This is a genomic window from Ligilactobacillus ruminis DSM 20403 = NBRC 102161, from assembly GCF_900113455.1.
GTDB lineage: Bacteria > Bacillota > Bacilli > Lactobacillales > Lactobacillaceae > Ligilactobacillus > Ligilactobacillus ruminis.
This window is the reverse complement of the sequence record NZ_FOPI01000004.1, coordinates 81,887-96,951: the sequence shown is the minus strand read 5'-3', so window position 1 is coordinate 96,951 and position 15,065 is coordinate 81,887. Positions and strand designations below refer to the sequence as shown.

Below are 15,065 nucleotides of genomic sequence, written 5' to 3'. Positions count from 1 at the left end.
CTTTTTTACTTTGCATGCTTCAATTTTTCGATAAGTTCTTTGTCAGGCGTGACATAAAGCGTTTTTTGACCTTCATAGATAACGAACCCGGGCTTTGCGCCGTTTGGTTTTCTGATTTTTTTGACTTGTACAAAGTCAACCGCCACATTGGCCGATGCTCTGGATTTTGAATAATAAGCAGCGATGATTGCCGCTTCGGTCAACGTTTCGTCGCTTGGAGAATCCGAATTGACGATGACGTGAGAGCCGGGAACGTTTTTGACGTGCAGCCAATAATAATCCTTTTTGGCAGTTTTCAGGGTCAAACGATCATTTTGGTAATTGTTTTTTCCGACCGATATTTCCGTTCCGTCCGATGCAATAAAAGTTTCAGGCTTGCTTTTTGCCTGACGAGGCTTCTTTTTTGCTTTGTTTTTTGTTTCAAGGTAGCCGCCTTTTTCAAGCTCAAGTTCGATGTCTTGCAAATCTTCAGGTTCAGCGAGTTCAATCTGAGCCTGAATCGTTTCGAGATAATCAATTTCTTTTTTCGTCAAATCGATTTGCCTCGTAACGAAAGAAACGGCATTTTTAAGTTTTTGATAACGCTTGAAATATTTTTGCGCATTGGCGGACGGTGAAAGCTGATTCGACAAAGAAATCTTTACCGGTTTTTCATGATCGTAATAATTATTGAGCATGACCTCGGTCATTCCGCGGTTGATCTGATAAAGATAGGTCGTTAACAGTTCGCCCTTGATTCGATATTCGTCAGCGTTTTCCGTTGCCTTGAGTTCTTTTTCAAGCTTGACGAGTTTTTTTCTGTTTCGCGACAGATTGTTTTTGATGACGTGAATCAGCTTTGAACCTTGCGACATGACGCGATCTCTCGTAGCTTTTTCGCGATAATATGCATCAATCATCAAACTCAGCGTTTCAAAGGTCGCGACATGCTCGGACGATGCTTTGAAACACGTAAAATCAAGGCCCTTGTCGGTTTCCAAAATCGTCGGATGCGGATTATTGGTTTCTCTTAAAAATGCAGCGAAGGCATCATCAAGCTCCCTTGTTTCATGAAGGCGGTCCGCCAAAATCAACGCGCTTTCTCTTGAAAAGCCCTGATACGTTTTGACGATGTTTTTGGCCAAAACTTCTCGATTAGGGAACTTTCTCAGAAGTTCCAAATATGCTTTTGATTCGTCTTTGAAGGGATTGATTTTTCCTTGGGAAGGCGGCAAACGATACGTTGCTTGCGGCAAAAGCGTTCGATACCTGTTTTGATCCATTGATACGTGCTTGACTGTATCGATGATTTTTCCCGTTTCCTGATCGACCAAGATCAAATTGCTATAGCGTCCCATAATCTCAAGACTTAAAAGAAGCGGCAGTTTGTCTCCGAGTTCGTTTCTCGTAACGAACCCGAAGTTGATTACTCGGTCATTTTCAAATTGTTCGACAAATGAAAGTTTGGCGCTTTCCAGATATTTTCTGAGAACCATCGTGAAATTCGTCGGTGTCTGCGGATTGGAATACGGAATTTCGGTAATTTGAGTTCGTGCATACGTGGGATGAGCTGAAAGCAGTAAAGGATAGTTTTTTCTTTGATTGCGAATCGTCAAAATAACTTCGTTTTGATACGGAGCAGAAATTTTTGCAACTCGACCGCCAACCAGGCAATCAGCAAGTTCTTTGACCATTGCTCGAGTAAAAAGACCGTCAAAAGCCATTTCACATTCCTCCTTAAAAGCATTCCTTAATATTCTAACTTTTTTTGCGAGATATGGCAAAAAAAACGTCAAAGTCAAAAGGAAAAGAAATCCGTCTTCTTTTCGTCATAATTCATTCATTTTTATGTCGAACATTTTTTATGTCGAACATCTAATTGATTATGTTATAATGCATTTTATTAAATATAATTAACAAATTGTATTTGGAAATACTGTATTTTAAAAAAGGGTATGTTGAAAGGAGACATCAGATGAAAAAAGTTGTCGCGGCTTAGCATTGACAGAGGCAAGCACAAGCGTTAAAGCAGATGAGGTTGTTGCAACCGATCAAAATATAGAAGGCTGCTCTTTTTTATGTAGTTGCGAAACATATTCCGGCTTTCTAGTCATCGGCTCGTTTATGTGGTATCATTAAGTTTGCAATAATAAATTAAAGTAGGTGTAGTTAAATGAAAATCGCTGTTGTAACCGACAGTACAGCCTATCTTAACAAAGAACAGGTGGAAAAATATAATATTCGCGTTGTTCCGATTCCTTTTATTATCGATGACAAAGTTTATAACGAGGGCATCGACATCACAACTGAAGAATTTTATGAAAAATTGCGTACTTGCGAGAAGTTCCCGACAACTTCGCAGCCTCCAGTCGGAGAATTGGTTGAATTGTATGAGTCATTAGCGGACGAAGGATACGATACCGTTATCAGCATCCATCTTGCCGGAACTATTTCCGGATTCATCAGAACGCTTGAAACAACGGTCAAGGATGCCGTTTCCGATCGAATCAATCTTGTTCCCTATGATTCAAAAATTACGGTTCTTTTGATGGGGTATTTAGTCATCGAAGCGTCTCGCATGGCTCAAAGCGGAGCAGATTTGGACGATATCCTCAAACGTCTCGATCATGTGCGCGATACGATTGACGAAATCTTTGTCGTTGATGATCTGCAAAATCTCGTTCGAGGAGGACGTCTTTCAAATGCCTCTGCATTTATCGGAAGCGTTTTGAAAATTAAACCGCTTTTAACGTTTGATGATAAATCGGATAAAATTGTGGCCTTTGAAAAAGTTCGTTCCTCTAAGAGGGCTTTAAAACGTGCAGAAGATTTGTTTGCCGAACGTATCAAAGGGATAGATTATCCTTTGCGTTTAATCATCTTCCATGGAAATGATGAAGCTGCTGCTCTTGCATGGAGAGAAAAATTATCCAAGAATCATCCCGGTTATCCAATCGATATCAGCTACTTCGGTCCTGTTATCGGAACGCATCTCGGAGAAAAAGCTCTCGCACTCGGATGGATGGAAGATATTTACAAATAACGCAATACGAAAAGGAGCTGGGATCAATCTCAGCTCTTTAATTTTGTGAAAGCTGGTGACATTTTGAAAATTCAACTAGGTTTAAAGGCAAGCACTGACTCAGAACAAATTGAAGACAGACTTCGTTACAACCCGGATGTTTTCGAATTTTATACTTCTGAAAATGATTTTACGGAGGAAGGACTTAAACGTTTCAGATATGATTTTGAATGGATCAAAAGCAAGGGCGTACAAAAGATCGTGATGCATCACCCGATGCGATTTCATGGCCAGTTTACGGAATTGATCGCGCCTTTCGATAAATGTCGCGACCTTTATAATTTTATCGATAAAAGCACGAACGATTTGCTGCAGCTTGCATTTGATTATGATGCTCAGCTGCTCGTTCACGGATCTTATTCACGCCAGACCCAAAGTTATATCAATATGTGGGGAGGAGTCGATCAAGCAAGAGAACAAGCTTATCGACGTATTGACTCGTTTGCAAATCTTGGCAAAAATCACATTATGTTTGAGAACTCGATTTCGCCGATTTTTTATTACGGTGATGAAAAAGAAGACCTTTATATTTTTGAAAAGGGATATCGCTTGGCCTTCGACACCTCGCATTGCTTTATCAAAAATAAAGGCAGCAACGAAAAGCTGCTTGACTCAATGAAACGTTTAAAAGAACATGTCGTTCATTACCACTTGGTTGATTCAATGGGAGAAACGCATGACAGTCTGCCTCTTGGAAAAGGAAAGATTGATTGGGAAAAGGCTTTGCCGTTGATGAACGACGATGCAACGAGCATCTATGAGATTATTTTGAAAGATCAAAGGGATGCGTCAGAACAAATAGCAAGTCATGAATATCTCTTAGGCCTCGCAGATAAGTTAAGAAACGCTTAAAAATAGCAAATTATTGCTGCTAGATGATTTAATAAAGCCGATTATATACTATAATCAATTTGTGGAATTAACTAATTTTGGGGGGCCGGAACATGAAGCGCGAGGCTTTTAACATATGGACGAATATCATCATCGGCATATTAGGTGTTGTCTATATTCTCAGCACATGGTATTTCAGATTGATAGTAGCAATTCTCAGGCGTCCCGGAAGGTCTTTTGAAGCTGCCGAACGATATGCGGATGATGCTAAAATTCTGTTCACGTTTTTAATTTTAATTGCGTTGCTGATAGCTTTCGTTGGGATCATCAGCTTGTTCAGCAATATGATTCACTTTGATTATCCGCGATTCTTCGTTCGAATCGGACTGGATTTGATCGTAATATTCATGCCGTTCGTATATGGCGAAATTTCTGTATTCCTTTTATATGAACTCTTATTTGCCGCAATTTTTGCACTGTATCTGAATCACTTGTACGTGAATCAGAAATTTAAAGATTTGTGAGGAAATATTACTTGAAAGCTGTTAAAAATATTTTAAGTTGGGTTATTCCGATTCTTGTCGGTTTTTTGATTGCGGCCGTCATTAAAACATTCTTTGTTTCAGTCGTAAAAGTTGACGGCACATCAATGTATCCGAACCTTCAGAATAATGAACGCGTTTTGATGCTGCATAAGGCAAAGATAAAGCGTGATTCGGTAGTCGTCTTTGATGCGTACGGAGTCGATCAAAACAACACTGGCTTGACAAAAGACACCAAATACGTCAAAAGGGTGATTGCTTTGCCCGGAGACACCGTTGAATATCGTGATGACGGTCAACTTTTTGTTAACGGAAAATTCAGATCGCAAGGCTACATCACGTCACAGCAGCAAGTTGACGGAACTTTAAAGGTTGCTGCTAATTTACCCAAAGCAAAGGGCGTTGTTTTAGGAACCGGAAGCACATTCAAAGTTCCCAAGGGAAAATATTTCGTTTTGGGAGATAATCGAAGCGTTTCAAACGATAGTCGCTATTACGGATTCGTTCCAAGAAAGAAAATTCTCGGCGTCGTCAAAGTTCCTTTTTGGAACGGCAAACACGATTTGATCAATTCGTATCAAAGAGCTGACTAAGAAATAACCGCATGCAAAAGAGCATGCGGTTTTTATTTAAAAAAATTCAGCGCAAAATCAAAAATGGCTCTAGGGCGCGCTTTCGGGCACTACTTTATATAATGTATATTATGTAAACTAGAAGACAAAAATGAATCATTAGAGGTCTCCCCTCAGGCAAAACGTATTTTTGGAAGCTTGATTCAAGTTTTTTGAATAATATGTGCAATTAAGCAATTGAATAACACAATACGTCATGGCAACAAGCTGAACCGATTCAAAAACACGCTGATGTTCATCATGGTTTTAGTGAACTTCCTTGAATATTGGCTTAAAACACTGTAATATTAGTATTGTGGTCATATTGGAGGTTTTTAGATGAATCAACGAATCATATTTGCTTTAACGGTTATCGGCAGCGTTTTGGCTGCTTCAATCGGATCATCGTTTCATATTGCTATAATTACAAAGGTCGGATACTGCCTTTTGGCAATCGCTTTGCTGATTGCCGGATTTTTGATGCTTGTTCTCAAGCATACTGAAATTCTATCCGGAAAAGACCAGCGTGATTCTTGGGAAGATACTCCTGGTGAAGTCAAAGCCGTTACTATCGTTGGCGGCTTGGCATGTCTTGTAGCGGGAGCCTATACTTTGTTTCAATGCTTTTTTTAAATATCAAAAAAAGATGATCATTGCGACCATCTTTTTTATTTTTGCGAACTGATGTTTTTAACGGTTAATAGATTTCAGTAATCCATTCGCCTGAATAATTGGAACCAACGGGATGATAATCGATTTCGGATAACTGATTATTCTCAAAAATCTGCAGCATCTCAGCAAAGTTTTCCGGCAATGAATAATTTCTTAAATCTGTTCGTTCGATCCAAAAGATCTCCCCTTCTTTTGAGCTTTTGATTTGTCCTTCAAAGTCATTTGCCTTGTACAGCAAAACAATATATCTCTTATTGTCTTTTCTTGGAAATTGTTTGATTCCGCACAACAATGGATGCTTGATTTTGAGTCCCGTTTCTTCAAAAATTTCTCGAACCATCGCATGATTAAACGATTCGCCAGGTTCGATATGCCCTCCGGGAAACGTCACGCCCGCCCACGTCTTATTTTTGCGATCTTCAACCAAAATTTTTGTGCCGTTCTGAATCATGCACATATTTGTCAATTCAACGCTTTCGCTTCTGTCTTCCATTGCAGCCACCCTTTTCTCTTGTTATTGAACAAATATTATTCTAGCACAAAAGGACCGCTGACAATCGATAACGTCAACGGTCCCGTATGAGCAGAGAAATGTTTAAGAATTTGCCGTATTAATACCAATTATGCGTTTGCCAGTGCTTTTGAGCATTCACCCAAGAACCATACCGCTGATGGACGTATCTTTCAGCGGTTTTCTCTTGATTTGCCGGCGAATAGTCACCGTTAAGGTAACTTTTGTCCAATTGATACTTGCCTATGTATTTACCGTTGCGTGCATTATAATCACCGCCAGACTCTCTTTGAACGATCCATGCACGTGCGGAAGCTTCAGCAGAACTCTCACCAGTTCCGACTGCAGAAACCTCAGACTCAGATGACGATGAACTACCCGTTGATTCGACGGTCTGAGCCTGGGAAACAGCCTGAACCGACTGGCCCTTGGCAGGAATAACGAGATTCTGCCCGGCCAAAATGAAGTTCGGATCGCGAAGATTATTGGCCCGAACAATCGCGTCAGTCGTCGTCCCATACTGTTCAGCAAGTTCCGAAACGGTGTCGCCATATTTAACCTGAATCTTCTTCAGAGTATTTGAAAACTGCTGCGCCTGCGTTGCTTGAGAGCCTGCGTTTGCCTGATTCAAAACTTGCAGATATGCAGATTGATCAACGGCTTGAGTGTTTTCAACAGTCATTTTTAATCTCCCTTCCTTCTTCATGTCTAAATCATAACACTAAAAAAAGGCCTTTTTGAAAAATTCACCAAAAGGCCTAATTTTTTTTGAAAATATCAAAACTTCACTTCAATTTTTCAATATATTTAAGAACATCCTTCAAATAGCCTCGTTCTTCGTTGATTTTTTCCAACAGATCATGATCGTGAGTATGAACGATGCCTGAATAAAGCTGATCGGAGTACAAATCAAGGTATGGAAGTCCTGCTTTTTCAGCGCGCTTGATCTCTTGCTGACGATCGTAAGAAACCTTTCTGAATAAAACTTGCGGCATCCCCTGCTCGTCGCACTCTAAAATGCAGTATTCAGCTCTCAAGTCATCATGAAGTCCAGGCCAGTCACAAAAAGGTTCTCCGACCGATCCCGGGTTGATGACAAGTTGTTCTGAAGTCGTATAACGCATGAGTGGATGATGAACGTGTGCATAAAGAGCAACGTCTGCTTTGGTATCTTTAAGCACTTCATCAAACGTTGTCTGGGAAGACGTCGGATAAAGATTTTGACCAAAATTATGGAACGGCAGATTATGGGCGCAGCTGAACCTGAGATTATTGACGTCAATGAGCTGATGCAAAGGCCAATGTTCGATTTCATCAATGATTGCCGAACCAAGCTGCATCCCGATAAATTCGGCCAACCGAGAAAAGAAAACGCGACTCGGTTTTTCAAGCGAAAGCCTCCCTTTATAGCCGTTGACCAACAGATCGTCCCAGTTTCCGCGAACGCAGATGGAAGGCTCCAACGATTTGAAGAGTTTCCATTGCTCAAGCGCCCCTGGTCCTGGTGAGAACATATCGCCTAAAAACCAGACTTCATTTATTTTTTGCTTTTTGAGATCATCACAAACTGCCTGAAACGCGGTCATGTTTCCATGAATATCAGAGATTAATGCTATTTTTCGATACATGCTTGATTTGCCATAAAAAATGGCCCTCCTTGATCAATGTGTTTAATTACAGTATAGACGATTTTGACCAAAGCCAAAAGCACTTCTGACGAAAAACTCTTAAAACAATCAAAATCCGCAACACATTGATGCTTCTTCCGACCATAATCTTGGATAACAAGCAGGCAGCTCTTCATGTTTCCACCGATATTTTATGATATCCGGATTTTTGAAATGTTTTTTGTATCGTTCAAGATATTTTTCGCTCATTTTGTTCGTAATCGCCTTTTTTCGAGCAGATCGTTTACGGACAGAAGACCCATTTTCATCAATGTGTCCGTAACCGGAAGTAATTTTGCCAAATGCAGTGCCCTGATAAATCAGCGCGCCAAGCTCTCAGTCAAGTTTACTGCCAAACTATTTTGGATTGAAGGTAATCGTCCAGCATGCGAAAAAAAACGGATTATATTTACAATCAATTGCAAATAACAATCCGTTTTTTCAATATGACGGCTTTTGTTCCTGAGTTCTCTTTTCGTCATGACGCACAAGGTGCATGAACCGGTGTCTGTATTTCAAAACTGCTTCGTCCATCTCATAATCGCTCCACTCAGGAACGGGGGAGAATTCGTATGTGACGTACATCGTCTCGCCTTCAAATCTTATCCCGGCAATTCGTTCAATCGAAACATAGATGCCGGTTTCCGTATCATAGATGATATTACCGACGTCAGCAATTTCATCCCATTCCCCTCTCCCATATGGAAGCTCGGTTTGCGTCGTCACAAATTCCTCTGACAGATTCTCCGAACGATACCGTTGACATAAGCAATCATAAATTGCTGAAATTTCACCGTTGGCATCCACAAAAACATGAGCTTTTATGATGTTGATTACGACGTATGTCTTTTCGCCATCTCTGACGACGTCCCCGAGCTCTGCTCTTTTATCAAGTTTGTGCCTTATCCTCATTCTTTTTAGCAAATCAGACTACACCCCCGTTATGCTTGAATACCCTTTAATCATAGCATGTTTTATCAACCGTGACTATTAAAAGCACCGGGGTTTACAAATTATTTAATTTTTTAGAGCTTGCAGTGCCGAATGCGCCAGCTGTTCAGGCAAAAAGCCATACGTTGCATGCATCTTTTCAGTCGAAACCATGTCAGGAAAGCTTTTTATCCCCACGGACTGTGACTTTGCTTTTTTTCGCCTCGAGACAAGCTGAATCTGCCGTCGAGACTTACATTTTTCGAATTAATTGACAAACCTGTATTTTCGTATCAAACAATTTGGTCAAATCCAGTTCCTGAAAGCAGGTTGATAATTGCAAGGCAAAACTTAAGTCTTGCCTGAAGTTATCCTTAGCTTAGATGCTTATAAATTCAATTCTTTTTCCAAAGCATGCAAAACACCGTCTTCGTCATTTGTTGCGGCTTGATATTTGGCAACTCTTTTGACTTCGTCCGAACCGTTTGCCATCGCATAGCTGTGACCTGCAAGCGCAAGCATTTCAATATCGTTTCCGCCGTCACCGCAAGCCATCAGATCTTTTGCATCGATCTTATAGTAATTGAGCAGTTTCTTTAAGCCGTATGCTTTATGGCATCCAGGGATGATCAGATCGATCGAACCGTGTCCGCTGGAGGTTGCTTCAAGTTTTCCCGCAAGACTGTTCCGCATGATTTCAAGATATTCAGCCGTTTTTTCGGCCGGACATTCAAGCGTCATTTTAAATATGTCGTCTTCTGGCATCTCTTCAAAAGTATCGAGTCTTTGGTTGACTGGACAATAAAAATCCATAATCTTTTCAAAATGATCATCAGCCCGATTCAGATAATAAGTCGATTTGAATCCGCAGGCGGCATAATTGACATCGTCATATTCATCTAAAACGGAAGCAGTGAACAACACGTCGTCACGAGAAATAGTCTTCTTAAAGAGAATTTTTTCGCCTTCCATGACGCAGCTCCCGTTTTCGGCAACGTATGAAATCTCATTGCAGATTTCAGGAAATGAGCGTTTAAGCTGCACGTATTGATTGCCGCTTGCAACAATGAACTTGATGCCGTAATCTTTCATTTTATCGTAGAGCTTCTTAAAAAGCGGTCGATTATAGTCTTTTTTTGAATTCAAAAACGTTCCGTCCATATCTACGGCAAGTGCTTTAATCATGATTCGTACTCTCCTTTTATATTGATACCAACAAAATTTTAGCACAAAATAAAGCGCTCGCCAAGATAATTGAACATCAGCTTTTTTAGAATAAACGCAAAAAACGCACTGCGTTTTATCGCTATAATGACTTTCCTTGATTTCTTAAACAAGCTTGTTGATTTCGTTCAAATTTTTGACTTCGTACGTTGGTTTATTTTCCGTTTCGTTCCTGATCCCGTTCGGGTTGAACCAAACGCTGTCAAGTCCGGCATTGTTTGCCCCTTTGATGTCTGATGTTAAAGAATCACCAATGACGACTGCTTTTTCCGGAACGAATCCTTCAATGCTTCGTTCAACGACGTCAAAAAATTCCTTATCCGGTTTTTTGACGCCCATCTTCTCTGAGATGAATATCCGTTCGAAGTAGTCCCCGAATCCAGAATCTCTCAAGCGCTGATTCTGAACGTCGAGGTTGCCGTTTGACACAACATACATCTTGTGTCCTGAATCTTTCAATGACGTCAACAGCTGTCTTGCACCGCAAACCTCTTCATGTCCCATGGAAAGGTAGTTCATATACTTCGGAGTCAGTACGTCCGCATCAACGTCAAGTGAGAAGTACTTCTTGAAAAAAGTCGGGAAACGCGTAGCAAGCAGCTGTTTGCGCGTAATCGATCCAACTTCGAGTTTTTTCCAAAGACTCTGGTTGTACGATTTATAGCTTGCCTCGATTTCAGCATCGAGCTCAATGCCAAGATCATTGAACAATTTTCCCAATGCCTGCGTTTCAGCCGCACCGAAATCAAGCAGAGTGTCGTCAACGTCAAAAAGCAGCGTATCGTATTTTTTCTTCATTTTGTCCCTCTTTTATCAATTAACCAAGTTCCAATTCGTATGCCTTTCTTTCAGGATCAACTGTCTCATCTTCAATATGAATTATGCCGCGATATTCGAACCCGAATTTATCAGCGATATGCTGCAAACGCTGATTTTTAGGATGAGTATCGATTCTGACGTGCTTGAAGCCTTTGGTTTCGATGACCGTCAGCAAACAAGCAAAAAACGTATCGTTCAGATGCAGTCCTTGATACTTGCTGGAGATGGCCACACGATGAATCGCAATATAATCATCAGACCTGTTTTTCCATTCTCCGGAATCGATTCGCTGATAATTTTTGTCAGGTCCTTCAATCAATGATGCCATTCCTGCGACTTCTTCATCGACGATCAAAACATAGCAGCATCCGTCTTCAATATCTTTTTTAAAATTTTCAATCGACGGCGAACCGTTTTGCCATTGCGAAGAACCGTCGTTTGACAAAACTTTTTTTGCATCTTCAAAAATTGCGCTGATTTCAGATAAATCACCAAGAGTTGCCTGTCTGACGTATTTCATAACTTTCAACCTCTAATCCAATTCAAAAAGTTTCTTTGAAAGTTCAATTTCTTGCGGATCGGGATTGCTGTTTAAAAATTCGATTTTTCCGATTCGATTCTCTTTCCGACACTCGTTTTTGTCCTCAAGCAGACGTCTCAATTCCCTTGCTGCACCGGCACCGCCGTCAACGACATAAACGTCGTTTCCGACGATTTGCTGGATCGCTCTTTTGGCAAACGGGAAATGCGTGCACCCCAAAACGACCGCATCGATGTTTCCGAGATACGGATTCAAAATCGAGCGAAGATATTTTTTGAGTTCTGGCGTGTCGATTTCGCCGCGTTCGACAAACTCGACCAAATCAGGCGCAGGGAGCTTGATGATTTTGGCCTGGTCTTCAAACCGATTCATCAGATTTTCAAATTTCTTTTCTTTTAACGTCAGCGGGGTTGCCATGACGAGAACCGTCGAGTTCTTTTTATGCAAAACAGCTGGTTTTAATGCCGGTTCAAGTCCGATGATCGGCAGTTCCGGATACTCTTTTCTGAGTCTTGAGGCTGAAGCGCTCGTTGCCGTATTGCAAGCAATTACGATCGCTTTGACGTTTTTTTTCAAGAAAAGCTGAACTATTTTTTTGCTCAGCCGATACACCTGCTCCGTGCTTTTGATACCGTACGGAGCATTGAATGAGTCACCATAAAAAATGTAGTCTTCGTTTCCCATGATTTTTACGCATTCGCGCAAAACCGTCAGGCCTCCCATTCCGGAATCAAAAATTCCAATCGGGCGTTTTGTTTCTTCTGAATCCATGTCAAACTTCCTTTTGCAAATTATTTTTCAAGCAGATCCTTATCGATGATTTGAAAATTGGCACGATGAATGTAAAGCGCTTTGCCGTCAATCATCAACTTGGTCATTTTGGGCAAATTTTTCGGTATTTTCCAGTAAACCTCATCTCCGGAATAAGCGGCAATCGGCTGTCCGAGCTGAGACTTGATGACGACGATTCTGGATTTGCCAAACATGTTCTTATATTTGTTCAAAAAACGCGCAACGGATGCATAGCTTGAAAGCGCACCGCTTTCTTTGCCTTTAATCGACTTTTTCGTAAAATTGACATCAGGCTTCAGACCTTTTTGAACGAAAACGCACGTGTCGCCGCATGATTCGATTTCCTTGCCGTCAACCGTAATCGTAATTACCGAAGAAAGCTCATAGCGTTCTTTGACGTCTCCGTCGCTGTCATAGTCAGACGTCTTGACGGGATTGCCGGTAATGCTGATTTTGCGTCCGCTGGTTTCCAACACTTTTGAACCATAGTTGTCATAAGTGAAGATGGTATAGTCGTTGCCAACGAGCGAACCTTTGATGTCGTTAATGGCTGACTGAAGCATGCTGCATCCTCCAAGCACAAAAATAATCGCAATTGCAGCAATAACTTCGATAAAATGCTTCTTTTTCATTCGTTTCACCCCTAATTGTCAAAATGTTTATTTTTTTGCCTCTTTGTCGCACTTTTTTTAAATGCTGCAAAAATTGCCGAAGCGATCAGCAAAATGCCTAAAACGATTGAATACGAGCCGGCTTTTTCAAACGGAGCCCGTTCAATCAAGACGGACGTTTTCAAATAGCTGTTTGACAGTTCCATCACGATTGAAGACAGGGCATTTGAAATTACAAAGCTGACGACTGATCCGGCAACGATCTGTTCTGCTCCGATCAAATACAGTGCGTTGACGTTCTTTTTAGTCAGCTTGACTGTCAGAAGCATCAAAAACAAGATCAAAAGCATCATCACGATTCTGAAGCCAATCGAGACAAAGATTCGATAATAAGAAAGAATCTTGGCAACCGGCGTATTTTCAGCCGTCAGTCCTTCATAGATGTTTTTGGCATAACGATTCAATTCTTCAGAAATCATATCAGTTTGGGATTTTAAACCTTGCTCAGCCATAGACGCTTCCTGATTGCTCAAGGTCCCGTTTTTCTTCAGCTGATTGATGACATCGCCGACCGCTTGATCAAGCTCTCCGGAAATGTCGCAGGAGGCATAAGATTTTCCTTCTTCAAGATTGGTCAAAGTCTGAGCAACAATCATCGAAACAGCATTGCTTGCGTGTTCATCGGCTTGGAAGGATGCCTTCAAGTCATTGTTTCCTGCTGAGTTTTTAAGCACTGTATTCTCAAACATCAATGAATACATTCTGTCAGACATTTCCGAAACGATTTCAGTTTCCTTGACCGATTCTGAAATCACTTGCTTAACGGTCAGACTGAGCAAAAGCATCATTGTCGAAAGAACCAGCAACAGTCCCGTTATCAAAAGAGCGACAGGATGTTTTTTTTCGTTTTTCATTTACTCACCTCTTAAACCACTTTATTAATTATATTCTATTGTCACAAGGAGCACAAACAAAAAAGCCAACCGGCACCGCCGGCTGACAATATTGCTGTGATCTTACAAACTGTTGACGTATTCTTTGATGCGTTTGACTGCTTCTTGAAGGCTTTCCATCGAAGCAGCATAGCTCAAACGAACGTATCCTTCGCCGCCAGGTCCAAAAGATGCTCCAGGAATCAAGGCAACGCGAGCTCCCTTGGCGAGATCTCTGACAAATTTCCATGAATCAGTGCCGCACTTTGCAGGAATTTTGGCAAACAAGTAGAATGCGCCGTCAGGACTTGCCATCTCAAAACCTGCTTCTTCCAGTTCTTTTTTGACAAAATCGCGACGTTTAAGGTATTCGGCTTTCATCACATCACTGTCATGCTTTCCGTTCTTCATGGCTTCCAAAGCAGCATATTGAGCATTCGTCACCGGTGCGGTAACCATGTACTGATGAGATTTGACTGCTTGATCGACAAAATCCTGCGGTCCGAAGAGATAACCGATTCTCCAACCGGTCATTGCATGTGACTTGGAAAGTCCGCTTAAAAGAAGCGTTCTTTCAGGGATGATTTCTGCCATTGAAGTATGCGTGACGGAATAGGTCAGTTCTGCATAAATCTCATCGCAAAGAACCCAGATGTCCTTTTCGACACAGACATCAGCAATAGCCTGCAGCTGCTCCCTTGAATACGTGACGCCTGTAGGATTGCTTGGGAAGACAAGCACCAATACCTTGAAATGCTTGTCTTTGTTTTCGTCAAATACTCGACGCAGACGTTCCGGCGTCAAAACGAATCCGTCGGCACTCGTATCGACCGTTACGACGTTGCCATCGTTAATTTCGCTGATTGGAGCATAAATCGGAAAGACGGGCGTCGGCATAATGATCGTATCGCCCGGATTCATAATTGTCTGCAAGGCCGTGGCAATCCCTTCCGTTGCGCCTATCGTCGTAATCACTTGACTTGGCTTGTAGTGAAGATTGTATTTTTCATTAAAATATGCTGCCGTTGCTTCGCGCAGTTCAGGAATCCCTGCATTTGGCGTATAATGCGAAAGATTGTCATCGATCGCCTTTTTAGCAGCTTCTTTGATATGCTCCGGCGTATTGAAGTCGGGTTCCCCCAGCGTCAATTTGATAATTCCAGGAATTGCGCTTGCTTCAGCGTCAAATTGACGAATTGAAGAAACGGCAATTTTTTCGATTTTGTGGTTGAATTTGTTTTCCATAGCGACTCTCCTCATAGCACTATCATTATAATACGATATGAAATCAATTATATCATTTTAATCTAAAAAAAGAAAT

General features: G+C 41.3%; 17 protein-coding genes. 5 read left to right on the top strand and 12 right to left on the bottom strand.

Annotated elements, in window-relative coordinates:
- Positions 1 to 5 precede the first annotated feature (5 nt).
- The gene (locus tag BMZ95_RS01265; RefSeq protein WP_046922445.1) at positions 6 to 1,703 is read right to left on the bottom strand and encodes an Rqc2 family fibronectin-binding protein; all 1,698 of its coding nucleotides are present in this window, start codon (positions 1,701 to 1,703) and stop codon (positions 6 to 8) included.
- Positions 1,704 to 2,152: 449 nt separating this feature from the next.
- On the opposite strand from BMZ95_RS01265, the gene BMZ95_RS01260 reads away from it, so the two are divergent.
- The 5 genes from BMZ95_RS01260 to BMZ95_RS01240 all read left to right on the top strand — a co-directional run bounded on the left by BMZ95_RS01260 (position 2,153) and on the right by BMZ95_RS01240 (position 5,678).
- The gene (locus tag BMZ95_RS01260) at positions 2,153 to 3,022 is read left to right on the top strand and encodes a DegV family protein (protein ID WP_014073439.1); all 870 of its coding nucleotides are present in this window, start codon (positions 2,153 to 2,155) and stop codon (positions 3,020 to 3,022) included.
- Between the two features lie 45 nt (positions 3,023 to 3,067).
- Positions 3,068 to 3,913, top strand: coding sequence for a TIM barrel protein (locus tag BMZ95_RS01255; protein WP_014073438.1), 846 nt, complete (start codon positions 3,068 to 3,070; stop codon positions 3,911 to 3,913).
- Positions 3,914 to 4,005: 92 nt separating this feature from the next.
- Positions 4,006 to 4,416 (top strand): hypothetical protein, encoded by a 411-nt coding sequence (locus BMZ95_RS01250; protein ID WP_056990379.1) that lies wholly within the window; start codon positions 4,006 to 4,008, stop codon positions 4,414 to 4,416.
- Positions 4,417 to 4,427: 11 nt separating this feature from the next.
- The gene (lepB, locus tag BMZ95_RS01245) at positions 4,428 to 5,027 is read left to right on the top strand and encodes a signal peptidase I (protein ID WP_014073436.1); all 600 of its coding nucleotides are present in this window, start codon (positions 4,428 to 4,430) and stop codon (positions 5,025 to 5,027) included.
- Positions 5,028 to 5,384: 357 nt separating this feature from the next.
- A complete protein-coding gene (locus BMZ95_RS01240; RefSeq protein ID WP_014073435.1) occupies positions 5,385 to 5,678 on the top strand; it encodes a hypothetical protein in 294 nt (97 codons plus the stop codon).
- Between the two features lie 64 nt (positions 5,679 to 5,742).
- Here BMZ95_RS01240 and BMZ95_RS01235 read toward each other — a convergent pair whose 3' ends face one another.
- From BMZ95_RS01235 to BMZ95_RS01185, 11 genes are all read right to left on the bottom strand, one after another.
- Complete coding sequence (locus tag BMZ95_RS01235; protein WP_046922446.1) at positions 5,743 to 6,210, bottom strand: 8-oxo-dGTP diphosphatase; 468 nt, start codon at positions 6,208 to 6,210, stop codon at positions 5,743 to 5,745.
- A 118-nt stretch (positions 6,211 to 6,328) separates the two neighbouring features.
- Complete coding sequence (gene apf, locus BMZ95_RS01230) at positions 6,329 to 6,910, bottom strand: aggregation-promoting factor (protein WP_225354872.1); 582 nt, start codon at positions 6,908 to 6,910, stop codon at positions 6,329 to 6,331.
- 103 nt (positions 6,911 to 7,013) lie between these two features.
- Positions 7,014 to 7,856, bottom strand: a complete 843-nt coding sequence (locus BMZ95_RS01225; protein WP_046922447.1) for a metallophosphoesterase family protein — start codon at positions 7,854 to 7,856, stop codon at positions 7,014 to 7,016.
- Between the two features lie 480 nt (positions 7,857 to 8,336).
- Complete coding sequence (locus tag BMZ95_RS01220; protein ID WP_225354873.1) at positions 8,337 to 8,819, bottom strand: hypothetical protein; 483 nt, start codon at positions 8,817 to 8,819, stop codon at positions 8,337 to 8,339.
- A 393-nt stretch (positions 8,820 to 9,212) separates the two neighbouring features.
- Positions 9,213 to 10,010 (bottom strand): Cof-type HAD-IIB family hydrolase, encoded by a 798-nt coding sequence (locus BMZ95_RS01215; RefSeq protein ID WP_046922450.1) that lies wholly within the window; start codon positions 10,008 to 10,010, stop codon positions 9,213 to 9,215.
- Between the two features lie 144 nt (positions 10,011 to 10,154).
- Complete coding sequence (locus tag BMZ95_RS01210) at positions 10,155 to 10,847, bottom strand: YjjG family noncanonical pyrimidine nucleotidase (protein ID WP_014073428.1); 693 nt, start codon at positions 10,845 to 10,847, stop codon at positions 10,155 to 10,157.
- Positions 10,848 to 10,866: 19 nt separating this feature from the next.
- The gene (locus BMZ95_RS01205; protein WP_046922451.1) at positions 10,867 to 11,388 is read right to left on the bottom strand and encodes a GNAT family N-acetyltransferase; all 522 of its coding nucleotides are present in this window, start codon (positions 11,386 to 11,388) and stop codon (positions 10,867 to 10,869) included.
- 12 nt (positions 11,389 to 11,400) lie between these two features.
- Positions 11,401 to 12,180, bottom strand: a complete 780-nt coding sequence (murI, locus tag BMZ95_RS01200) for a glutamate racemase (protein WP_014073426.1) — start codon at positions 12,178 to 12,180, stop codon at positions 11,401 to 11,403.
- A gap of 20 nt (positions 12,181 to 12,200) precedes the next feature.
- Positions 12,201 to 12,833, bottom strand: a complete 633-nt coding sequence (locus BMZ95_RS01195; RefSeq protein ID WP_041819972.1) for a DUF5052 family protein — start codon at positions 12,831 to 12,833, stop codon at positions 12,201 to 12,203.
- Positions 12,834 to 12,844: 11 nt separating this feature from the next.
- Complete coding sequence (locus BMZ95_RS01190) at positions 12,845 to 13,726, bottom strand: hypothetical protein (protein ID WP_014073424.1); 882 nt, start codon at positions 13,724 to 13,726, stop codon at positions 12,845 to 12,847.
- 102 nt (positions 13,727 to 13,828) lie between these two features.
- On the bottom strand, positions 13,829 to 14,989 hold the full coding sequence (locus BMZ95_RS01185) for a pyridoxal phosphate-dependent aminotransferase (RefSeq protein WP_046922452.1): 1,161 nt from the start codon (positions 14,987 to 14,989) through the stop codon (positions 13,829 to 13,831).
- Positions 14,990 to 15,065 lie beyond the last annotated feature (76 nt).